The following is a 22,332-nucleotide window of genomic DNA, read 5'->3' as shown; positions in this document are numbered from 1 at the left end:
TGGGTTAAAAAAGCAGGTCAGAAAAACCCTTTAAATAAAGCATTTTTTAACAGTTTCGAAACCTATTTAACATAATAAAAACCATTGAAAATAATTTCAATGGTTTAAATTTAAAATTTACGCTGTTGATTTTATATCAGTTTAACTTTAAGTAATAAAATACTAAACATTCTAATTAAGTAAATAAACATGCTTATATTAGGTTATTTACCAATCTTTTCTCTTAAGAATGTAATAACTTCCAGTTATAAAAACAGTTGCCCAAATCAAACAGGCTATGACACTTCCTACTGGATATTCAAACTTGAACTGCATTCCTAAAAGTTGTGCCATATTGGTTCTTACCAATGGATTGGGAATCAGGTTGGACATACTTTCCAAAGGCAAATAATCTGTGTAGAAAACCTTTGTATTCAAAATTTTAGCTCGTTGTAACTCGTTGATATTTCGCATAACACCAAATGATTCTACGCCAATCAGGATTTTCTCAACAAACCAAAACATAAAAAACCCAAGAAATACAAAAATCGATTTTCTGAAAAGAATTGATAAAAACATCAAAAATGAAAAGAATGTAAACAGCTTCAGGAAATAATTGAAAATGAAATAGATCTCCTTAAAAATCAAATCACTGTCTTGTGTCGTAGAATAACTTTTACCTAAGATAAATGCCACAATAAAAACAAATAAAGTTGAAAATCCTGTCAAAAGCAAAATCGTCAAAAGTTTTGAAAATATAAACTCTTCCCTGCTCAATCCGTCAATTAAATTTTGCTTGAACATCCTGTTGCTAAACTCCTGACAAATCGAAAAAACAATGATGCAACCAAGAAAAATTTTCAGTAACCCGACAATGTAAGTTGTAAAGTTCCAAACGCCCGGGAAATTATACATTCCCTGCTCTTTCAGGTTTATTTTATTTCCAAAGAGATCGAAATCAACCAATCCAATAAATAACAATGCCACCAAAACGATGAAGTACAATCCTGCAAAAATCTTGAAAGGTTTGTAATTCAGATTTTTGAGATATTCTAATTTTAATAATCTTATCATGAGTTGGATTGTTTTACAAGTTCTAGGAATTGAGTTTCGAGACTTTCTTTTTTCTTCATTAAATGAGATAGGAAAATTCCTTTTTCAAACAGTTTTTTATTAAGTTCTGATGCCGAAATATCTTCTGAAATCTGAGCAATTATCAGGTTCTCTTTTTCTTTTACACTTGAGAAAATATTCAAACTGTTTAATGCAGAAACCAACGCATTTGCATCATCAGATTTCAATTCGAAAAAGCCTTTTGTATTGCTCATTGCATCTACAGAACCGGAATAGATCGCTGTCCCGTGTTTCAAAACGATTACGTGACTACAGATTTTCTCGATCTCGTCCAAAAGGTGACTTGCAACTATAATAGTAGTTCCGGACTTCGCAATTGCATTGATAATATCTCTGATCTGAATAATTCCTTCAGGATCCAGACCGTTTGTAGGCTCATCCAGGATCAAAACTTCCGGATTGGCTAACAATGCTGAAGCAATTGCCAGACGTTGTTTCATCCCTAAAGAATAAGTGGAGAAAGCATCTTTTTTCCTTGCCAAAAGATTGACCGTTTCCAAGACCTGATCGATTCTTTGATACGGAACACCTTTGATTGTTGCGACAATCTCCAGATTTTTTTCGGCACTTAAATAAGGATAAAAATTCGGTTGTTCGATGATTGCACCAATCTTTTTGAGCGTATCTGTATCTGTTCCTTCTTTTCCAAACCATTTCCAGTTTCCGGAAGTTGGATTGATTGTAGAAAGCAACATTCCGAATGTCGTGGATTTTCCGCTTCCGTTTGGTCCCAAAAGGCCATAAACATTCCCTTTTTCTACATCGAAGGAAATGTTATTGACGGCGATTTGTTTAAATTTCTTGGTCAGGTTTTTGACTTCCAGAATTTTCTCCATAAAATATTTATTTAAAAGTCTTATTTTTGATAGAAACGTTACACCGTTTGTATAGTTTTTGTTAATTTCCTGAAAAGATTTAAAAAATGATTCAAAATATAACAGAATTTTCCAAAAAACTGGATGTTTCTGAAGAAAGCATCAAACAGTTTATTCAGGATTTTGATCTTGAAATTTCGGATTGCCTCTCTCCAACTCTCAATATTACCCAAAATTTCGAAAAATTCGCAGTAGAAAATCAGAAATTTTTAAAAAACTATGAAAAGGATCTGAATGAAGAAAAAACCGCCGACGAAATCGCAAAAAAAATCCATCAGCCAAAAGAAAAAGTTGAACAGGTTATACAAAATAAATTACCGAATATTTATGATAACGGCCTTTTCAAATCATCTATTTCAACTTTCGGAATAGATCATCAACTTGGTGGGAATTATAAGTTTATTTATAATTATTTCGGGGACAAAACAGAACTCAAGCAAAGAGATTTTATTGGTTACAGAGACTTATTTTTCTATATTTCTGATATGCTGGAACCATTTGTGAATCCTGAACAGTCCGAGAATTGGGGCATCCAGAAAGCAGCTGGAATTATTATTTATGGTCCGCCTGGAAGTGGTAAATTTTTCTGGGCGAAGAAAATTTCTGAAATGATTAATTTCGATTTTTTTGAAGTAAGACAATCTCAGTTAAAATCGATTTTAATTAATGATAAAAAAGCAAATTTTGATGAATATCTTTCTCAAATGCTTAAAAGAGATAAGATCATTTTATTTGTTGAAAATTTTGATGAAATAATGATGCAAAGAACGGAGAATCAAGTCTCAAATACGGATTATGAGGAAGTAAAAGAAAGTACACTCCATTACATCGAGAAATTCGAAAAAGAAAACATTCTGATGATCGGTTCTGCGAAAGAATTACGAGGAATAGAATCTGAAATTCTTGCTCCGGGAAGATTCGATGTTCTGATTCCGATTTTTCCTGCCAATAAACAGGAACGAGCGGAAATGCTTCTTTTTAATATGACAAAAAATCTGAATAAAAATGCAACTCTGCTTAAAATATTAAAACACAACAATGCAGACCAACTCCCCTTCTGGCAGGAAACGGCAGAAAAAATGAAAGTTTTCTCCAATACCATGATTACGGATTTCACTCAGAGTCTTAAAAAACGAATCAGAAGCCTGTACTTGAAAAACAAAACAGAAAATATAAAGATTGCAGACGGCATTATAGAAGCATCTTTGAAGGAATCTGCATCCAAGTTAACTGGCGAATACCTTAACAATGTTCTGGAATTTTTATCCGAAGCAGAAAACAATTCTTATGATCGTTTTATCGTAAGAATAAATGATCTGAAACACGAACTAGAAACCTACAAAGCGAAAGAAGATCCTGTCAGAACAATTGGATTTCATACCAACGGTGAATAAAAAAAGCCTGAAAAATTTTCAGGCTTTGATTTATAAAAATTATTTGATCTTAAATTTTAATTTGTATCCTCAATTTTTTTGGACACTGCCATAGATGTTACCAAATCATTCAGTAGTGAACTCGCCGCTGTTGGCGAATTAGGCAACAAAACTAAGTTGGATCTATTATTTGCACCGATGGAATGTAAAGTATCATAATGTTGCGTCACAACAATCAGGGCTGAAGCTTCGTGAGCGCTAATTCCAGCTGCATTCAGCATTTTTACTGATTCTTCCAGACCTTTTGCAATTTCTCGTCTCTGGTCTGCAATACCCTGCCCTTGTAATTTTTTGGATTCAGCTTCTGCTTTTGCAACGGCTACAATTCTGATTCTTTGTGCTTCAGATTCATATTCGGCTGCGGTTTTTTCACGTTCGGCAGCGTTGATTCTGTTCATTGCATGTTTTACCTGATCATCGGGATCAATGTCTGTTACCAAAGCTTTGATGATATCATAACCATAACTTTGCATCGCTTCCTGAAGTTCAGCTTTTACTGCAACTGCAATATCATCTTTTTTAAGGAAAACATCATCTAATTTCAGTTTTGGAACTTCTGCTCTTACAACATCAAAAACGTAAGAAGTGATCTGATCGTGCGGACTTTCCAATCTATAAAAAGCATCTGCCACTTGATTTCTAATCACTTGAAACTGTACAGAAATTTTCATCTTAACAAAAACGTTATCAAGCGTTTTGGTATCAATCATCACATCCAATTGTTGAATACGAAGATTCATTCTTTTGGAAATCTGATCGATGAACGGAATTTTTAGGTGTAAACCAGCATGTCTCGCAGAATGGAATTTTCCCAAACGCTCCACAAGAGCTGCTGTTTCCTGCTTAACGGTGAAAAAAGAAGCAAAAAGGACAATAAGTCCAAAAAAGATTAATATTCCTACTAAATACATAATTTGTTATTTTTCTTAAAGATAGCCTTTTTATCGAACTCTAGCAACTCAAAATCAATATTAAAGAATCATTATTTGATAAAACAAAATCTTACATATAACTTATTTAAATACCATTATTAATAAACATTTTGATAAATTTGTGAGAATAATAAATCTAATATGAAGAAAAAACTATTTTTTGCAATTGCCGGAATTTTTACAAACTCCATTTTCCTGGCTCAGAATGTGACAGTTTTCAATGATGTTCCGTTTTACAGTATGTATCATTATCTGGGCGAAGGTCAAACGATGCCGCCGGAAGCCTTCTCTCAAATCCCAGCCGGAGCCATCAGACTGCACGCTTATGAGCAGGATATTATTTCAAGAAAATTGACAGATACTGAAATTGCATCCATGGGAAGCAGTGTGACGATGAAAATTACTTTGAAAGCTGCCTGTGATAACTACGACAGGATTGCTGGAGTCAATCTGGTTCTTGTCCCGAAAGGAAGTACGACTTACACTTTTAATCAAGCCAATATCAAACGTATCGAAATAGGACGTTTCATCACGCCTTTCATGAATAAGAACGTTTCTCCGACAGAAGTTCCTTACACTTATCAGGTTGATAATATTTCTAATATTCTTCACGACACAGCTTTATCTGCGAGTTATGATTTCTGGATTGAGTTCCGTGCAGACGGTTATTCTGCGGCGGCAAACACACAGGTTGTCGGCTGCGCAGACAGAACAGATGTTTTCCGCGGAAATCTGGAATTTATCACAAGCGGCACAGCAACGCCCTCTCAAAATTTCCTTTTACCACTTTCCTATCGTAAAGACCTGAACAATTATAACGCAACGGATGTTCCGGGACAAACAACCAGATTGGTAACTTTCACATTGGATCAACCGATTCAAAATGCTGTTTTGTATCTCACAACTTCTAATCATGGATCCAATTCTGGTGGTGAAGAATACATCAGAAGAGAACATTATGTTTATCTGGACAATCAGTTGGTTCATCAATACAAACCGGGCGGTAAAACCTGCGAAGATTACAGACAGTTTAATACGCAAAGCAACGGCATCTACGGAACAGTTGCAAAACCCTTGAGAAACTGGATGTCCTGGAACAATTGGTGTCCGGGAGATGCAATCCCTAATAGAGAGGTAAAGCTCGGAAATCTCTCTGCGGGCGAACATACGATCAAACTAAATGTTCCGGATGCAGTTTTCAAAGACGGGCAAGGTTATTTCCCAATATCGATGTATATTCAGAATCAAAAAAGTGGACAATTAATCTGCGCAACTCCTACGGATCTTAGAATTGTAAGTCAAAACGGACCAAAAATCGATATCGACTGGAAAGAAAATGGGAACGCAACTCAATGGGAAGCACTTTGGGGCAGAAGAGCTACTTATCCTTCAACTTTTGAAGTATATCGTCAAATAGAAAATGAACCGGTAGATTCACGTAACGATCTTACATTAAACTGGACTTACGAAATATTTGTAAAATCTAAATGCACAAATGGAACTAACAGCGTTTGGCATGGACCAGTTTTTTCAACAATAATCAAAGCATTAGGAACGGAAGAAACTTCTATTTCAAAAGTATCAGTTTTTCCAAATCCTACGAGAGACTTTGTGAATATCAACACCAGTTCTAAAGTGTCCAAAGTCACAGTTTTCGGGACAGACGGAAAACAATTGTTGGAAGATTCTACTTCTAAAATCAATATTTCCAAACTGCCAGCCGGAGTTTACCTGATGAAGATTGACTTTGCTGATGGAAAATCATCGACACAGAAAATTGTGAAACAGTAAGTTTATCATTAATAATAACTAAATTCCTGCTTAGAAATAAGCGGGAATTTTTGTTCCCGGAAAACATGCCTTATGAATAAACGTTTTGATGTAATGAAGTATTTTGGATTTTTAGTGATTGGCTTTATTGTATTCTCTTGCAAAGCTCACATTGCGTCTCAACCCGAATTTTCTGATCTTGCTGATAAGAATCAAATCGAAATTAAGAAAGTGAATAATTTCAGGTTTCTGGGCGGAATTAAGAATCAGGAAGGGAAAATTTTGAAAGATAGTCTGATTTACAGAGGCGGAAATCTTCATCAATTAAGATCAAATTCTTTTGATGACTTCGAAAAGCTTAGAATTAATAAAGTGATTGATCTTCGCACCAAACAGGAAATCGCTAAAGAAACTGACAATCTTCCCAGCAAGATTATTTATAAAAACTATCCGGCCTTTGAAGATAAAAATGATGAAATGAAGGATGCGAAAAAATTGGCGTTAAAGGGAAAAATAAGAAAAGCTGATGCTGAAAAAAGAATGCTGAAATTTTATACAGATTATGTTTCGGAAAATCCTGAGGTTATTAAGACAATCATCACAGAAATCCTGAATTTTGATCAGCCTATACTCTACCATTGTACTGCAGGAAAAGACAGAACGGGAATGATCACGGCTTTGATTTTGAAGATCCTGAAATTCGATAATGATGTTATTTTTGAGGAATATCTGGTTTCGAATGATCTTCGAAAAAACGTCATCAATAAACGATTGAATCTCGCTGATAATCTGCATTTCGTGTTTCCTAAACTGGACATTGGCGTCATCGAAAAGACAAGCTGGATAGAGCGAGATTATCTGCAGGCTGCTTTTGATGAGATTGATAAAAAGTATGGATCATTCTATAATTATATTCATCAGGCTTTGGGAATTTCTGAATTGCAGCGGGAAGCTTACATTAAGAAGTTTTTGAAATAGCTTTAGCTTTCAGAAATTGCTAATTATATGTTTTTTAAATTATTTTCGACATCTGTTACTATACAAATGACACTGGTAACTTTGAAACCGCCGATGCTAAAAGTATGTCCGCCATCGGTAGTTTTGTCAAAGACAATGCTAAAAGTATAACCGCCATCGGTAGTTTTGTCAACGCCAACGGTAAAAGTATAACCGCCATTGGTAGTTTTGTCAACGCCAACGGCAAAAGTATAAACGCCATCGGTAGTTTTGAAACCGCCAATGCTAAAAGTATAACCTACATTGGTAGTTTTGTCAGTAATTAAGGTAAATTACAGGTCGCTCCTATGGAGCTAGGCTTTTAATGTTTGTTGTTTTCTATTATTAGGTTACCGCTCTGCGGTTTTGATAATGTTTTATTATAAAGTAAGATTTATGATGATACTGGGATTAGAAGGAGAATATGAATCAAAAAGATCAGACTGATAGTCAGACTGATCTTTTTGATTAAATTATAAATTTATTTTTATGATTTTGCTTATGTGCCACCCCGTATTTCGAAATAAATTTTGAAATGCACCTCCAATGGAGGAGAATTTATAGTTCGGCAAATTATCTTACAAATTAAGGTTCAACCTGCGTTCTTTCATCACCTTTGATATGAAGATCGTTGTGCAGTTTTTTGTATTTAAACCAAGCGGCAACAGAAAGTGCAATCATATATCCGATACCGATGTAAACCCACAGCGGAAGCGGAATAGGATCTCCTTTGGCGTAGGAATGCAGTCCGGATAGATAATAATTCACGCCGAAATACGTCATTACCATTGAGCAGAATGCAAACATCGTTACGACGTGGAATGTGTATCTTCCTCTCAATCCCGGAACTAATCTCATGTGAATTACAAAAGAGTAAATCATAATCGAGATGAAAGCCCAGGTTTCTTTCGGGTCCCAGCTCCAGTAACGTCCCCAGGATTCGTTTGCCCAGATTCCTCCTAAGAAGTTTCCGATAGTTAAAGCTAATAGTCCAATATTAAGAGACATTTCGCTGACGATGGCCAATTCTTTAAGCGTTGTATCGTTGTGTCTTTTGAAAGTTTCTTTGTTGGCGATGATGTAGAAAATCAATGAAATCATTGCAATCAGCATTGATAAAGAGAAGAATCCGTAGCTGGATGTAATGATCGCCACGTGGACCACCAGCCAGTAAGATTTCAGAACCGGAACCAATGGTGTGATTTGCGGATCTAGTGCAGAACCACCATGCGCAAATCCCATCATAATAACTGCTACCATAAAGCCGGCTGCAGGAATCAAAGCATTAGCATTGTTCCCAACTAATTTCATTGTAGCTGTTGCAGCTCTTTGTGCTAAGGAAGGTTTTCCAACTCCAAAGTAGAACATTAATCCCGCCGAAATACCTACCCATGAGATGAAGATAATCGCCTCGTAACCATTGCTCCAAGGTGCGTGACCGGATATATACCATCTTGCAGCCAATCCTAGGAAATGGAAAATATAGCCAACTACTCCAATATAAATAAAAACTTTAATTACTTTATTAATTATTTTGCTGGTTTTAAATAATTCAATAAAACCTAAAACCAATAATATGCTTCCAATGATTGTATAGAAAATCAACAATTTGAAGTTGATATCCAGTTTATTGATTAGGACTTCAAGCTTTACTTTATTTTCGGAAGGCACTACATTTTTGCCCCATTTCTGCTGATACGCTTCTACTTTCAATAGTTCAGCATCCGCTTTTGCCCAACTTCCACCTTGTGTTGCCAAAAGGACACTTGACAGATATGGACCTAAAACTGCCTGTGCATTTTCATCCGGTTCAAAATTCGGCGTCATTACAGAACTCCAGGTGTGATTTGAGTCGTTTTTAACCGGAACTGTTCGGAAATATTGATAAGACATAATCCCATTTAGAACCTGAACTTTGTCGTTCAGTTTGATTACAGCTTCGTCATATCTTGTTCTTTCAGACGATTTTTTGCGGAATGCTTCATTAAAATCATCTTCTAATACGAAACGAAGATTTCCGTTTTTATCGGCTGGGAATAATTTGATCAAACTTGTAAAACCTTCTTCTGTAGCTTTTGTTTTTGCTTTAAGGTCTTTTCCAACTTTACCTGCAGTCTCAATTTTGATGATGTTTACCTGTGCCCAGAACATTGGGTCTATTGTCGCAGCCAGGAACCACTGATTGGCATCTAAATTCTGAAACTTGTCTCTGCTTGTCAATTTATGAAGAATATCAATGGCTTGCGTGTTTGACGGGACAATACGACCTTCGTAATTCTGAACCAATAAGTAAGCAAACTTGTCCGCGTGTTCTTTACTGATTTCGATATTTTTGACCATTGCATCCGCATCAATGACTGCCGGATTTTTGTTTGGAGACGTTGGTTTTGCTTCAGTTGAATGGGAATGACCTTCGTGGCTACCGTCTGTTCCGTGCATATCAATTTTCTGAGCATTGAGCCCGAAACTTAATAATAGTAAAAGAACAGCTGTTGCTTTTTTCTTGCTGATGGTCTTCAACATTTGATTAAGACTCCAGAATCTGGAACCTTTCCAGAACATCGTCACAAACATCCCGGTAAATAAGAATGCATAACCAATATAACTGATGAGAGTTCCCCAGAAATCGTGGTTTACAGAAAGAACAGTTCCCTTTCTGTCCGGATCAAAACTGGCCTGGAAAAATTTGTAACCTTTGTAATCAAGAACGTGATTCATATAAATATTGTAAGGCGTTTCCTTGCCTTCGTCCACAATTTTTACATGAGATTCGTAAGCAGACGGTGAAGAACTTCCCGGATATGTTTCCATCACGAATTTTTCCAATTTAAGTGCAAAAGGCTGCGTAAAATAAATCTTTGGTCCGAATCCAAGCATAATGTCTAGTCCATCCACTTTGATCTGTTTGTAATTATTTGGATTTCCTTTTTCTACTACCAAATCAACCAATTGTTTTGTTTTCGGTCCTGCCACTTCTACTCTCAATAGATCCGGAACGTCTTTGTCTTTTTGTTTGTCGCCTTCATAAGACACCAATTTTCCTCGTTTAGTACCCTCCGGAATTACCAATTTCAATTGATCGATGGTGTAAAGACTTCTTAAAACCAAAGGCTGGAATTCATCTTTCTTAGTAGTTCCGGTTGCCTGAGTTGCCATCGTCATAAAAGCTGCGTCCACAGGTGTTTTGATGTAAAGTTGTCCGTCTTTCTTTTGGAATTCAACCGCACCGTCGATTGCCGTTCTATTGTAACTTACCAAAGTTCCGTTGATATTCTGAACATCGCCTTCGCCAAGATAAATATTCTGACGACCACCCATATCACTTGTAGAAACCAGATGCAGATATTCTTTACCAGATCCAACAACCAGACTGTCTTTTTTTCTCTGAATATAATCCAAAGCTTTCACAACGATTTTTTCTTTTCCTAAGAAATCATACGTCGCCTGAAAATCATGGTGAAGTGGTGACATCAGATAGGGGACATCGTGGTAATTCTGCTGTTCTCCTTTTTCCTCGATTTTTATTTTGAAGAAATGTTTGTCGGTTACGATTTCGTTATTGGTTTCGCCTTCACGGATGTGCATTGTCCCTTCGAAACTGATGTAACGTGTGATGGCTCCACCAATGAATATTAAAATAAAAGCCAAGTGAAAAACCAAAATCGGCCACTTCTCTCTTCGGAAAAGTCTGTAACGTCCGATGTTGCCAATGAAATTTAATATTAATAAAAACATAACGGCTTCAAACCATTTTGCTTCATAAATAAGAGCTTTTGCAGTTGGTGTTCCGTAATCGTTTTCAATAAAAGTGGCAACAGCCATAGAAATTGCGAAAACCAGCAAGAGAAGCGCCATTGTCCGCGTAGAAATAAGAATATCCTGAATCTTTTTCATAGTTAGATATCTATTGTTTTTGTTTGTCAGATGTCGTCGCCAAATGCTCATCAATATTTATTGTCAGCTTAATTTCTAGCGCTTTCATTCTGAAATTTATAAGTTTACAAAAATAAGGATGATAAACTATAACGGCATCAAAAAAAACTGTTTTTTGTCATTTTAAAAGGTGTTAAGCTTATTTTTAAACATTCTTAATAAGGCTTTTTTCATTGGAAATTAGATGGGTAAAATCTTTATCATTTTAAATAATTTAAAAATATCTCTTAACAATTTATATGACTGATAAAAAACATTAAATTTGCAACTATTGTCGATTTTCAAAATGAGTAAAGAACTAAATAATCCCACTGCTGCAAGCAAAATCATATCAAAGCCACGAATCATTTCCGGTATTACATTTATCATATTATCGGTTGTTCTTACGCTTTCTTTTGTTTCCTATCTGATGAACTGGAAGTCCGACCAGAGCCAGGCAGGTACTATGGCTGACAAAACGGTTGTATCTTCCAATCTATTCGGAAAAATCGGCGATTGGCTTGGCAATCTTTTCATCTTCGAAAGTATTGGTGTTGCGGCTTTTATCGTAGCATTTTTGCTTTTAGTCTTTGGAACTTTGATCTTCAAAAAGACTTATTTCAAGCCCTGGAAGACGATTTCTCACAGTTTATTTTTCATTTGCTGGGTTCCGATTTTCTTTGGAGCCGTTACCAATGGTGAAGGCGTTTTGGGTGGTGTTTACGGTTATCAGATTATGGATTACCTGAAATCTTATATCGGTTCAGTTGGTCTTTGGATGGTACTTTTGGTAAGTTTTGCTTTGTATTTTGTTTTGGAATTCAATCTGAGACCAAGTTCTATTAAAAACAAACTGAATGATATTAATGATAATACTTTCGGAAAACTGAAAGGTCTGATGCCGGATTCTGATGAGGAATTTGAAGCGGATGAAGAGTTGGAAAACGACATTAAAACTGAAAAATTGTCTATCAACGAATCAGTTTCGAAGACAGACAATGATTTCAGTAATATCAAAGTGACTCAGGATTTTGAACCAATCAAAACGCCAAATAAAACGACTTTTGTTGAAGATATTAAAGAAACTCAGCCAGAACAAATTGTTTTATCTACTGAAACTCCTGTTCACAAACCAGTTGTTGAAAAGCCGATTACAGATATTCCAGTTACTAAACCTGCTGATGATATCACATTAAACATTGAAGTTAAAAAAGAGGAAGTATATGTTCCAAATGCCGAGCAGCAAAAATCTGACGACCTCGTAAGCAAACACGGATTGTATGATCATAAACTGGATCTTGCCAAATTCCAAATGCCTTCAGTAGATCTGTTGAAAGATTACGGCAACGAAGAGATCACAATCAACCACGACGAACTCGAAGAAAATAAAAACAGAATTGTTGGTTTATTAAAAACCTTTAATGTCGGAATTTCTGAGATTAAAGCGACGATAGGACCGACTGTTACACTTTACGAAATCGTACCGGAAGCAGGAATTCGAGTTTCTGCAATCAAAAAATTACAAGACGATATTGCATTAAATCTTTCCGCATTAGGAATCCGTATCATCGCGCCTATGCCAGGAAAAGGAACCATCGGAATCGAAGTTCCAAGAAAAAACCCGACCATGGTTTCTATGAAATCTGTGATCGCATCGCCGAAATTCCAAACGGCTGATATGGATCTTCCAATCGTTTTTGGAAAGACTATTTCTAATGAAGTTTTCGTTGCCGATCTTGCAAAAATGCCTCACCTTTTGATGGCCGGAGCAACGGGACAAGGAAAATCTGTTGGGATTAATGCCATCCTTACTTCTTTAATATATAAGAAACACCCGAGCGAACTGAAATTCGTCATGGTTGATCCTAAGAAAGTTGAGCTTTCTTTATATTCAAAAATTGAAAGACATTATCTCGCAAAACTGCCTGATACGGAAGATGCGATCATCACAGACAATGCGAAAGTAATCAATACTTTGAATTCACTTTGTATCGAAATGGATCAGCGTTATGACCTTTTGAAAAATGCATTCTGTAAAAACATCAAGGAATACAATGCCAAATTTGCCCAAAGAAAACTGAATCCGGAAAACGGGCACCGATATTTACCATACATCGTTTTGGTAGTTGACGAGTTTGCAGACTTGATTATGACTGCCGGAAAAGAAGTTGAACATCCAATTGCACGGCTGGCTCAGCTGGCAAGAGCGATTGGAATTCACTTGATTGTTGCGACACAAAGACCATCCGTAAACGTAATTACCGGTATGATCAAAGCGAATTTCCCTGCGAGAATTGCGTTCCGTGTAATTTCGGGAGTTGATTCCAAAACTATTTTGGATTCGCCTGGAGCGGAGCAATTGGTAGGACGAGGTGATATGCTTTACTTCAACGGAAATGATCTGACACGTTTGCAATGTGCATTTGTAGATACGCCGGAAGTAGAGAGAATTGCGGAATTTGTAGGCGAGCAAAAAGGTTATCCGGACGCTTATCTTCTGCCAGAATACTCGAGCGAGGAAGGAAGTTCTACAGTTGGTGCCTTTGATCCGAACGAGAAAGATCAGCTTTTTGAAGATGCAGCTAGAATCGTCATTTCTACGCAACAAGGATCGACATCAATGCTTCAAAGACAACTTAAATTGGGATACAACAGAGCCGGAAGAATTATGGATCAGTTGGAGGCGGCAGGCGTAGTTGGCGGTTTCAACGGTGCGAAGGCAAGAGAGGTTTTGATCTCGGATCTTGGGTCTTTGGAACGGTTGTTTGATGAATTGAAAGGGAGGTAAATTAGACTATACTTTAATAAAACCTTAACACAATTAGTTAAGGTTTTTTTTATAAATTCATCTAAAATTTAAAACGATGAAAAAAGTAATTTTACTCCTAACTACGCTATCATTCGGATTGGTATTTTCACAAAAATTAAAAGAACAAAAACCAAGCGAAAAACGCGAGAATAAGATTCCAGCAAATCCTTATAATAAAGCGGATTCTACAAAAACTAATGAAATCAAAAGAGAGAACAACAGTGCTGCATTTTACAAAAATGTAGACTCTGCGAAAGCTTCCCAATACAGGATGCTGAACAAAAAACCAAGCCAGCAATATTCGGAATTACCTCAAAATAAAGATTCGACCGACCTCAATAAAAAAGAAAAGAACAAATAAATGTCCACACACGAACTACTCTACAAAGCCATAAAAATAGCTACCAAAGCACACAAAAAACAAACCGACAAATACGATGCACCATATCTGGGACACGTTTTCCGAGTGATGAACGCCGGAAAAACCATCGATGAAAAGATTGTCGGTGTTCTGCACGATGTGGTGGAAGATAATCCTGAATTTCCATTAGAATTTCTGCGAGAAAAAGGTTTCCCCGAACATATCCTGGAAGCGGTGGAATGTCTCACAAAACGCGAAGAAGAACACATCGATTATGATGCTTTCGTTGCAAGAATCGAAAAAAGCCCTTTAGCAGTTGCCGTAAAACTAAATGATCTGAGAGACAATATGGATCTCACAAGATGCACAACATTGCTGGAAGAAAAAGATCTGAAACGTTTCAATAAATATCTGAAAGCTTATCTTTATTTGATAGAAAAATATTAGAAATTAAAAAGGTCAAATAGATGATGTTCTATTTGACCTTTTTAATTATTTTTTATTGAATTAATCCACCATCGGAATCACAATATCTTTCTCCTCATCTGTTCCATCAATGGTGAAATTGAGAGCGAAATACAGGAAGTGAAAATTATCATTCCCTTTCGCAGCAAACTCTCTTTGGAACATATAACCCGAAGTCACGGATAAGCTGTTATTAAACTGATATCCAAAACCGGCAAAAGTTCTGTTTCGCTTAAAGTTTGGATCCACAGGTCCAAGAAAAATTTCCTCAAAAGCATTCACAAAGAATGTCTCTTCCTGCACTTTATCTTTATTAATTGGCAAAGTCGCACTCAGTCGGTATCGGAAACGGTTCGCTTTGGTATGTTCGCCCGTTTGGCTGGCGTAGAAATAGCGCTGCTCTGCCCTACCCCTGTGATCCAGTTTCAATTTTCCAAGTCGCTGCGTGAAAGTATATTGAAGCCACATCCGGAATTCTTCCTGAGAGATTTTCATTTTTTCGTAAGTTCCATAACGGCCGAGACCAACAAAAACCTGATTGTTTTTGGTAATATTATAACCAACTCCACCTTTCGTTTCGTAATAGTCGATGATCGTATAATCCCGTCTGGCTCTGGTTTGCAGTTCTACATAAGCCATCAATTTTGGACTTGCCTTGTACGTAAAAGACATCATATTGAATCCAGAAAGATGATCTTGTGCAAAGACAAAACTCCCTGCAAAAACGAATAAAAACACAAGCTTTTTCACGGCACAAATATAATCAAATCTCAAATTCAAATGATAATTATTTGGGCGTATCCCTTTGTTTTTGCTCAGACGTTTTGATCTTTTAATTAAAGTTTCAGTTCAGCAAAAAACAAGCGGGCCGGGCTGTCCGTTACTATCTTTTTGTCCGGAACATTTGCCTTCCAAATTGACATTAAGTCCAAGACAAAAAGGATAACCACTTCCATCCCTTACGCATCTTGGGTTTTCAGTAGAAACTGTCAACATAAATTATATTTTCTTTCAGATATTTATATTTAAAGAAAATACAAAATTGTGTTTTTCTCCAAACAACCCATTTAAACCAAATACAAGTTGTGTTTTTCTCTAAGCAACCCAATTAAACCAAATACAAATTGTTTTTTTCTCTAAACAACCCAATTAAACCAAATACAAGTTGTGTTTTTCTCTAAACAAACCAGTTAAACCAAATACAAATTGTGTTTTTGTCTAAACAACCTGTTTTAACCAAAACAAGTTTTAATTTAATTCAAAACATTAGATCAAAATATAGACTAATATTACTTCCCAAAAACTCAATTTCCGTAACAAAATAAAAAACCTTTCAACAGAATTGAAAGGTTTTTATAAAATATTTCGAATAAAATTTTATCCTAGTAAAAGCGTCAATGGGCTTTCCAGGTAAGTTCTTAATGTTTGCAAGAACTGAGCTCCTGTTGCACCATCAATTACTCTGTGGTCACAAGCTAGAGACAATTTCATTGTATTTCCAACAACAATCTGTCCGTTTTTCACGATTGGTTTCTCAACAATTGCTCCTACAGATAAAATTGCAGAATTCGGTTGATTGATGATCGATGTAAACGTCTCGATCCCGAACATTCCAAGATTTGAAACAGAGAAAGTGGAACCTTCCATTTCGTTAGCTTTCAGAGCTTTTGTTTTCGCTCTTCCAGCCATATCTTTTACAGATGCAGAGATGTCATTGTAAGACATAAAGTCTGTATTCTTCAGTACCGGAACTACCAATCCGTCCGGAACAGCTACTGCTACCCCAACGTTGATATTCCCGTGGTGGATGATCTTGTCACCTGCCCAAGAGGAGTTCACTTGTGGATGTTTTCTAAGTGCCACTGCAACCGCTTTGATTACCATATCGTTGAAAGATACTTTGGTGTCTGGTACAGCATTCATTTCTTTTCTCGCTTCAATCGCCTTATCCATGTTGATCTCAACAGTCAGATAATAATGAGGCGCAGTGAATTTACTCTCACCCAATCTCTTAGCGATGATGTTTCTCATTTGAGAATTAACCGTTTCAGAATCTTCTCCTGGCGTGAATGCTACACTTGGCTGAGCAGAAACCGCTTTCGGAGCTGAAGCTGCTGCCGGTTGAGCAGACGGCTGATAATTTTCAACATCTTTCTTCACGATTCTTCCGTTCTCACCAGAACCTTTGATGCCTGAGAAATCTACACCTTTATCTTCAGCAATTTTTTTAGCCAAAGGAGAGATTGCGATTCTTTCACCTGTAGAAGATGCAGCTACTGGAGCCTCTTCTTTTTTATCTTCAGTTTTGGTTTCGGATTTTGCTTCTGCTTTTGGAGCAGCTGCTTTTTTACCGCCACCGGAAACCACGCTGGAAACATTTGTTCCTGCAGGGCCAATGATTGCTAATATTTTATCCACTTCCGCAGCGTCACCTTCAGCAACACCTTGGTATAATAATGTTCCGTTCACTTCAGATTCGAAATCCTGAACAGCTTTGTCAGTTTCAATTTCTGCAAGGATATCACCTTCTTTTACAGTGTCACCAACGTTCTTTTGCCATTTGGCAACTTTCCCTTCGGTCATTGTATCAGAAAGACGAGGCATTGTGATCACCTCTACACCTTCTGGAATATCTGCAGAAGATGAACCTTCATCAGCAGGTTCTACATCTGTAGATTCGCCCTGAGTTTTGGATTCTTCTTCAGATTTGCTTTCAGCAGCCGCTTTTGGTTTTGCACCACCGCCATTAGTTAGTGAAGAAATATCTTCTCCTTCTTTACCGATGATTGCCAAAATAGAATCTACCGGTGCAGCAGAACCTTCCTCTACGCCCACGAATAAAAGTGTACCGTTGATTTCGGATTCAAAATCCTGAACTGCTTTATCTGTTTCGATCTCTGCAAGAATATCACCTTCTTTTACAGTGTCACCAACTTTTTTGTGCCATTTTGAAACTTTGCCTTCCGTCATCGTATCCGACAAGCGGGGCATCGTAATTACTTCTGCCATAATTTTTTTTATAAAATTAATTATTTTCTAATTTGTTGATGAATGGATAATCCGGAGTGGAATATACATAATCGTAAAGTTTAGAAGCATCCGGATATGGAGATTCCTCCATAAACTCAACACACTCTTCTACGAAAGTTCTTGATTTTTCTTCCAAAGCGTCCAACTCTTCCTGAGTTGCCCATTTGTTTTCCAAAAGTCTGTGTTTCACAATTTCGATTGGATCTTCCAATTTGTATTGTGCTACTTCGTCCTTGGATCTGTATGGTTCAGCATCTGACATAGAGTGACCTCTGTAACGGTAAGTTCTGGCCTCGATGAAAGTTGGTCCGTCTCCTCTTCTTGCTCTTTCGATCGCTTCGTAAGCAGCTTCAGCCACTTTCTCAGGATCCATCGCATCTATAGGAAGACAAGGCATCTCATATCCTAATCCTAATTTATAAATATCTTCGTGGTTGGCAGTTCTTTTCACAGAAGTTCCCATTGCGTAACCGTTGTTTTCACAAACGAATACCACAGGAAGTTTCCAGTTCATCGCCATATTGAAAGTCTCGTGAAGTGCACCCTGACGTACAGCACCATCTCCCATAAAACAGATGTTTACCGCTTTTCTGTCAAAATATTTGTCACCGAAAGCAATACCAGCTCCTAAAGGAATCTGACCTCCAACAATACCGTGACCACCATAAAAACGGTGCTCCTTGCTGAAAATGTGCATAGAACCTCCCATTCCCTGAGATGTTCCTGTAGCTTTTCCACAAAGTTCTGCCATAATTCTTTTTGGGTCAACGCCCATCGCCATTGGGTGGATGTGACATCTGTATGCTGTGATCATACTGTCTTTGGAAAGATCCATTGCGTGGGTAAAACCTGCAGGAATAGCCTCCTGACCATTATAAAGATGTAAAAAACCTCTGATTTTTTGTTTAAGATAAAGAGAGCGGCATTTGTCTTCAAACCTTCTCCACATCGTCATTTCTTCATACCATTTAAGGTAGACTTCTTTAGAAAATTCTTTCATTGTAATTTCGAAATATGTAGCAAAAATAAGAAAAAAATCTTTCTTTATTGTATGCATATTATCATATTTTTTTGTGGAATAGAATCCTTTACTCTAAATCAATATTCAAAATTGCGCAATCGATTGCATTATCACTGAATCCAATTCAAATTAGCGGGTTTGCAGAAAATGATAAATGTTGTATATTGAACTCGAAATTATTCTGAATGGAAATCAAAAACCCTCTTATTCTCAATCTGTCGAAAGTCATTTCGAACTTTTTCAATCCGTTGGTTTCTCTGGTGATTTACTTCTTTTATTATAGTTATAAGAATTACACTTGGGAAGAAGCGTCTAAAAAGTTTTTGCCAATTTTACTTTTACTGATAATTCCTGTTGCACTTTGGATCTACAGAAACGTGAAGAATGGAAACTACACCAATATGGATGTCTCGAATCGCAAGCAGCGATATTCACTTTATATATTTATCATTATTGCAACGGTCATCTTTTTAGCCGTGGATTTTTACCTTCACAAGGAAATGGACTGGGCAATCTTTATGCTTTGTATTTTATTAATATTAATGCAGATAAGTAATTTTTTCATAAAAAGTTCGATGCATACAAGTCTTAACATTTACGTTTCAGCATTGTTTTTTACGATAGAACCAGTGATTGGAATTTTCTGGTTTTTCTTATCAATATTAATTGGAATTACAAGAGTTATTCTGAAAAGACACACGCCAAAAGAAGTTTTGTCCGGTGGCGCAATCGCCGTATTTGTATCTTTAATTTATCTGACAATGGTTAACGCCATTATTTTCTAAAAATATTTTTTTTATGATATTACAAACGTTAACGCCTTCTGAAGAAGAAATAATGCAACTGATCTGGCAAAAAGGTAAAATCTACTTTCGAGAATTGATGGACATTTATCCTGAACCAAAACCTCATCAAAATACCGTTTCAACTTTCCTGAAAATCTTGGTTGAAAAACATTATCTGACGACAGAAAAGCAAGGCAGAATCTATCTTTACTCGCCGTCGATTAGTTTTGATGACTATAAAAAATTTGTATTGAAACGATTCTTGGAAAACTATTTTGATAACTCCGGAAATGAGTTGCTGAAAGTTTTGGTGGATGAAAAATATCTTTCAGCACAAGACTTTGAACAGTTTTCTGTAGGAAAAACCAGAAAAATTACATTGAAGGAAAAAATGGAAAACAATCATATTCAGGAGTTTATTAAAGAGATTACAGGCGAGAAAAAATCTAAGAAAAAAGAAAAAAAGGAAAAGAAGAAAGGTAAAAAGAAATAACTTTATATCTCCATTGACAAGCCAAACACAACCATTATGAATCAAAAAATAAACGAAATATTCGGGAAAGCGGGTTTTGCCATTCGGCAGTTTCCTTTGGTTTTATTGATGGCTTTTTCCGCTTCTGTCTGTCTGATGTTCATCGCTGAAGAAAATTTCCGCTCCAGCGAAAAAGTTTTTACTTTGACCAAATTGACCTTAGTTTTCGGTTTAGGAATTTCATTAATGTTTGGTTTAAAAGTCCTTTCGCAGAGGATCGGGAAACAGATTTTGCTGGAACTTGGCGGCATTCTATTCTTAGTTGGATTCTATTTTCTTTTGCCAAAATTGGAAAAAGACTTCACAGAAGTTTACGCATTTTTGATTGTTCCTACTTTCGTTTTGTCGCATCTTTTTGTCTCATTTGCTGCATTTTTTAGGAAGAAGACAGAGATGGATTTTTGGCTATACAACAAGAATCTCTTCATCAATATTTTTCTGACTGCCATTTTCACAGGCGTTTTGACCGGCGGTGTAGAATTGGCTATTGTGGCGGTTGACAAGCTTTTCGATTTTAATTTTAATGATAAAATTTACCTTCGCGTTTTTTATCTTTTGGCAATATTTGGAAGTAGTTTTATCTTTCTTTTGTTCAATGAAAAAGGTTTGGAATACCTTGAAAAAGAAGGCAATTATCCAGTGGTCCTGAAATTCTTTACACAATACATTCTGATTCCACTCCTTATTATATACGTTGTAATTTTATATTTCTACTCTGCGAAAATACTGATCAATTGGGAATTGCCGAGAGGTTGGGTTTCGTATCTCGTCCTCGCCTACTCTATTGTTGGGATTTTAGCAATATTGCTCGTTCACCCTTTGAAAGAAAACTCAGCCAAATCTTGGGTCAAGATGTTCTCTAAAATTTTTTATTTTACTTTAATTCCCTTATTGATCCTACTTTTCACCGCCATATTCACCAGAATTTTGGAATATGGGTATACGGAACCGAGATACTTTGTTGTACTGCTTTCAATTTGGCTTGTGACGGTTGTTTTCTATTTTATCATTAATAAAAATGCCACCATCAAATTCATTCCGACAAGTCTTTTTGCCTTCGGATTATTCGCTTTGGTTTTTCCTTTTCTTAATACATTTTCTGTGGCGAAACGAAGTCAACAAAATCAATTAATGGAACTTTTAACTAAGAATAAATTGCTTGATAACAATCAAAAAATCGATTTTACAAGGCGAGTTGTCGACAGCACAGCGACGGAAATTGCGAACAAGTTTGAATTTTTGGGCAAACGAAACGAATATGAATCTTTATTAAAATTAATCGATGTCAAAAAACAAGAAAATCTGGCTTGGGAAATAACTCATTCAAAAAATCCATATTCGCTTTATCTTAATGTTAAAGATCAGTTTTCGAATATTAAAAAAACCGACAGATCCACTTCCTACTATGAAAGATTAGAACTGATTTCCAATCAACAAATCATCGATGTCGGCGATTACGACTATGTTTTTTACTTCAACCGGTACAATCACAGCAACAAAGCAATTGGCAACGATACATTTGAAATCTTCGACAGAATCACAGATGATGAACCACAATTCAAAGTCATTTTAAATTCCGGTAAGGAAGCCGATTTTTCATCTTTAATCAAAGATTTAAAAACGAAATACAAAGGTAAAACCGGAAAAGTAAATCTGCCGGAAATGGCAATGGAAGCCGATCTGGAAAAGTATCATCTCAAAATCACGTTGGGAAATCTGATAATAGAAAAGTACAAGTACAACAGCTCACCTACCATCAATTTTGATAACGCTTATTTACTGATTAAGAAAAAATAAATCTAAACTTAAAGCATAAAAAAAGCGATCTAAAAATAGATCGCTTTGTTGTTTTGTAAGGGATATTACCAACGGCCGCCTCCACCGCCTCCACGGTTTCCACCTCCATTGTTTCCACCACCGTAACCGCCTCCGCTGTTACCTCCTCCGTAACCACCTCCACGGTTGTTATCGAAAGATCTTCTTGGTTTCTCTTCTCTTGGTCTAGCCTCGGTAACATTTAGTATTTTACCGTTAAATTCTTTCTGATTTAAAGCATCTAATGCTTGTTTTCCTTCTTCGTCTCCCATTTCTACGAAACCAAATCCTTTTGATCTCCCAGTGTCTCTGTCAGTAATAATTTTTGCAGAAGTTACTTCTCCAAATTCTTCGAATAATTCTTGCAACTGATAATCTTTAGTTGCGTAATTGATGTTTGAAACAAAAATGTTCATTTTAAAAAAAAATTAAGTTAACTGTTGTTTTATTATTATATTAAGGAAAAACAACAAAATTGCATTA

Annotated in this window: 18 protein-coding genes; 10 read left to right on the top strand and 8 right to left on the bottom strand. The window is 36.3% G+C overall.

The window, feature by feature from the left end:
• Window positions 1-207 precede the first annotated feature (207 nt).
• Both OPU68_RS09525 and OPU68_RS09520 read right to left on the bottom strand, forming a co-directional pair.
• A complete protein-coding gene (locus tag OPU68_RS09525; protein ID WP_498473750.1) occupies window positions 208-1,053 on the bottom strand; it encodes an ABC transporter permease in 846 nt (281 codons plus the stop codon).
• Complete coding sequence (locus OPU68_RS09520) at window positions 1,050-1,949, bottom strand: ABC transporter ATP-binding protein (RefSeq protein WP_498473749.1); 900 nt, start codon at window positions 1,947-1,949, stop codon at window positions 1,050-1,052. The genes OPU68_RS09525 and OPU68_RS09520 overlap by 4 nt, the downstream gene beginning before the upstream one ends.
• Window positions 1,950-2,035: 86 nt before the next feature.
• Between OPU68_RS09520 and OPU68_RS09515 the strand changes: the two genes are divergently transcribed.
• Complete coding sequence (locus tag OPU68_RS09515; protein WP_498473748.1) at window positions 2,036-3,382, top strand: AAA family ATPase; 1,347 nt, start codon at window positions 2,036-2,038, stop codon at window positions 3,380-3,382.
• 56 nt (window positions 3,383-3,438) lie between these two features.
• Here the strand turns inward: OPU68_RS09515 and OPU68_RS09510 are convergent, their stop codons facing one another.
• Window positions 3,439-4,332 carry an SPFH domain-containing protein gene (locus tag OPU68_RS09510; protein WP_498473747.1) on the bottom strand — a complete coding sequence of 298 codons (894 nt, stop codon included), beginning with the start codon at window positions 4,330-4,332 and terminating at the stop codon, window positions 3,439-3,441.
• Between the two features lie 162 nt (window positions 4,333-4,494).
• Between OPU68_RS09510 and OPU68_RS09505 the strand changes: the two genes are divergently transcribed.
• The 3 genes from OPU68_RS09505 (at window position 4,495) to OPU68_RS09495 (ending at window position 7,406) form a co-directional block, all read left to right on the top strand.
• Entirely contained in the window at window positions 4,495-6,144 is a 1,650-nt protein-coding gene (locus tag OPU68_RS09505; RefSeq protein ID WP_498473746.1) for a peptide-N-glycosidase F-related protein, read from the top strand.
• A gap of 72 nt (window positions 6,145-6,216) precedes the next feature.
• Window positions 6,217-7,101: a tyrosine-protein phosphatase gene (locus OPU68_RS09500; protein ID WP_498473745.1), complete on the top strand. Its 885-nt coding sequence runs from the start codon at window positions 6,217-6,219 to the stop codon at window positions 7,099-7,101.
• A 104-nt stretch (window positions 7,102-7,205) separates the two neighbouring features.
• A complete protein-coding gene (locus tag OPU68_RS09495) occupies window positions 7,206-7,406 on the top strand; it encodes a hypothetical protein (protein ID WP_498473744.1) in 201 nt (66 codons plus the stop codon).
• 298 nt (window positions 7,407-7,704) lie between these two features.
• Here OPU68_RS09495 and OPU68_RS09490 read toward each other — a convergent pair whose 3' ends face one another.
• Entirely contained in the window at window positions 7,705-11,013 is a 3,309-nt protein-coding gene (locus tag OPU68_RS09490; protein ID WP_498473743.1) for a cytochrome c biogenesis protein, read from the bottom strand.
• Between the two features lie 325 nt (window positions 11,014-11,338).
• Between OPU68_RS09490 and OPU68_RS09485 the strand changes: the two genes are divergently transcribed.
• From OPU68_RS09485 to OPU68_RS09475, 3 genes are all read left to right on the top strand, one after another.
• A complete protein-coding gene (locus tag OPU68_RS09485; protein WP_498473742.1) occupies window positions 11,339-13,819 on the top strand; it encodes an FtsK/SpoIIIE family DNA translocase in 2,481 nt (826 codons plus the stop codon).
• Window positions 13,820-13,895: 76 nt separating this feature from the next.
• On the top strand, window positions 13,896-14,201 hold the full coding sequence (locus tag OPU68_RS09480; protein WP_498473741.1) for a hypothetical protein: 306 nt from the start codon (window positions 13,896-13,898) through the stop codon (window positions 14,199-14,201).
• Window positions 14,202-14,648, top strand: a complete 447-nt coding sequence (locus tag OPU68_RS09475) for a phosphohydrolase (RefSeq protein WP_028122411.1) — start codon at window positions 14,202-14,204, stop codon at window positions 14,646-14,648.
• A gap of 60 nt (window positions 14,649-14,708) precedes the next feature.
• On the opposite strand, the gene OPU68_RS09470 is transcribed toward OPU68_RS09475, so the two are convergent.
• From OPU68_RS09470 to pdhA, 3 genes are all read right to left on the bottom strand, one after another.
• Window positions 14,709-15,446 (bottom strand): DUF2490 domain-containing protein, encoded by a 738-nt coding sequence (locus OPU68_RS09470; RefSeq protein ID WP_498473740.1) that lies wholly within the window; start codon window positions 15,444-15,446, stop codon window positions 14,709-14,711.
• Window positions 15,447-16,043: 597 nt separating this feature from the next.
• Window positions 16,044-17,675 carry a dihydrolipoamide acetyltransferase family protein gene (locus OPU68_RS09465; RefSeq protein WP_498473739.1) on the bottom strand — a complete coding sequence of 544 codons (1,632 nt, stop codon included), beginning with the start codon at window positions 17,673-17,675 and terminating at the stop codon, window positions 16,044-16,046.
• A gap of 16 nt (window positions 17,676-17,691) precedes the next feature.
• Window positions 17,692-18,696: a pyruvate dehydrogenase (acetyl-transferring) E1 component subunit alpha gene (pdhA, locus tag OPU68_RS09460; RefSeq protein ID WP_498473738.1), complete on the bottom strand. Its 1,005-nt coding sequence runs from the start codon at window positions 18,694-18,696 to the stop codon at window positions 17,692-17,694.
• 206 nt (window positions 18,697-18,902) lie between these two features.
• On the opposite strand from pdhA, the gene OPU68_RS09455 reads away from it, so the two are divergent.
• From OPU68_RS09455 to OPU68_RS09445, 3 genes are read left to right on the top strand one after another with little or no spacing between them, the layout of a single operon-like run.
• A complete protein-coding gene (locus tag OPU68_RS09455) occupies window positions 18,903-19,502 on the top strand; it encodes a phosphatase PAP2 family protein (RefSeq protein WP_498473737.1) in 600 nt (199 codons plus the stop codon).
• Between the two features lie 13 nt (window positions 19,503-19,515).
• Window positions 19,516-19,995 carry a BlaI/MecI/CopY family transcriptional regulator gene (locus OPU68_RS09450; RefSeq protein ID WP_498473736.1) on the top strand — a complete coding sequence of 160 codons (480 nt, stop codon included), beginning with the start codon at window positions 19,516-19,518 and terminating at the stop codon, window positions 19,993-19,995.
• A gap of 36 nt (window positions 19,996-20,031) precedes the next feature.
• Window positions 20,032-21,831, top strand: coding sequence for a DUF4153 domain-containing protein (locus OPU68_RS09445; protein WP_498473735.1), 1,800 nt, complete (start codon window positions 20,032-20,034; stop codon window positions 21,829-21,831).
• A gap of 65 nt (window positions 21,832-21,896) precedes the next feature.
• Here OPU68_RS09445 and rbp read toward each other — a convergent pair whose 3' ends face one another.
• A complete protein-coding gene (rbp, locus tag OPU68_RS09440; RefSeq protein ID WP_028122417.1) occupies window positions 21,897-22,265 on the bottom strand; it encodes an RNA-binding regulator in 369 nt (122 codons plus the stop codon).
• Window positions 22,266-22,332: the final 67 nt, after the last annotated feature.

The organism is Chryseobacterium sp. TB1-D10 (assembly GCF_059803555.1).
This window is presented reverse-complemented; position numbering and strand designations above follow the sequence as displayed.

Bases quoted from the DNA above. Each gene is read 5' to 3' on its own strand.
- OPU68_RS09525 (WP_498473750.1), bottom strand. From the start codon at position 1,053: ATGATAAGATTATTAAAATTAGAATATCTCAAAAATCTGAATTACAAA.
- OPU68_RS09520 (WP_498473749.1), bottom strand. From the start codon at position 1,949: ATGGAGAAAATTCTGGAAGTCAAAAACCTGACCAAGAAATTTAAACAA.
- OPU68_RS09515 (WP_498473748.1), top strand. From the start codon at position 2,036: ATGATTCAAAATATAACAGAATTTTCCAAAAAACTGGATGTTTCTGAA.
- OPU68_RS09510 (WP_498473747.1), bottom strand. From the start codon at position 4,332: ATGTATTTAGTAGGAATATTAATCTTTTTTGGACTTATTGTCCTTTTT.
- OPU68_RS09505 (WP_498473746.1), top strand. From the start codon at position 4,495: ATGAAGAAAAAACTATTTTTTGCAATTGCCGGAATTTTTACAAACTCC.
- OPU68_RS09500 (WP_498473745.1), top strand. From the start codon at position 6,217: ATGAATAAACGTTTTGATGTAATGAAGTATTTTGGATTTTTAGTGATT.
- OPU68_RS09495 (WP_498473744.1), top strand. From the start codon at position 7,206: ATGTCCGCCATCGGTAGTTTTGTCAAAGACAATGCTAAAAGTATAACC.
- OPU68_RS09490 (WP_498473743.1), bottom strand. From the start codon at position 11,013: ATGAAAAAGATTCAGGATATTCTTATTTCTACGCGGACAATGGCGCTT.
- OPU68_RS09485 (WP_498473742.1), top strand. From the start codon at position 11,339: ATGAGTAAAGAACTAAATAATCCCACTGCTGCAAGCAAAATCATATCA.
- OPU68_RS09480 (WP_498473741.1), top strand. From the start codon at position 13,896: ATGAAAAAAGTAATTTTACTCCTAACTACGCTATCATTCGGATTGGTA.
- OPU68_RS09475 (WP_028122411.1), top strand. From the start codon at position 14,202: ATGTCCACACACGAACTACTCTACAAAGCCATAAAAATAGCTACCAAA.
- OPU68_RS09465 (WP_498473739.1), bottom strand. From the start codon at position 17,675: ATGGCAGAAGTAATTACGATGCCCCGCTTGTCGGATACGATGACGGAA.
- pdhA (WP_498473738.1), bottom strand. From the start codon at position 18,696: ATGAAAGAATTTTCTAAAGAAGTCTACCTTAAATGGTATGAAGAAATG.
- OPU68_RS09455 (WP_498473737.1), top strand. From the start codon at position 18,903: ATGGAAATCAAAAACCCTCTTATTCTCAATCTGTCGAAAGTCATTTCG.
- OPU68_RS09450 (WP_498473736.1), top strand. From the start codon at position 19,516: ATGATATTACAAACGTTAACGCCTTCTGAAGAAGAAATAATGCAACTG.
- OPU68_RS09445 (WP_498473735.1), top strand. From the start codon at position 20,032: ATGAATCAAAAAATAAACGAAATATTCGGGAAAGCGGGTTTTGCCATT.
- rbp (WP_028122417.1), bottom strand. From the start codon at position 22,265: ATGAACATTTTTGTTTCAAACATCAATTACGCAACTAAAGATTATCAG.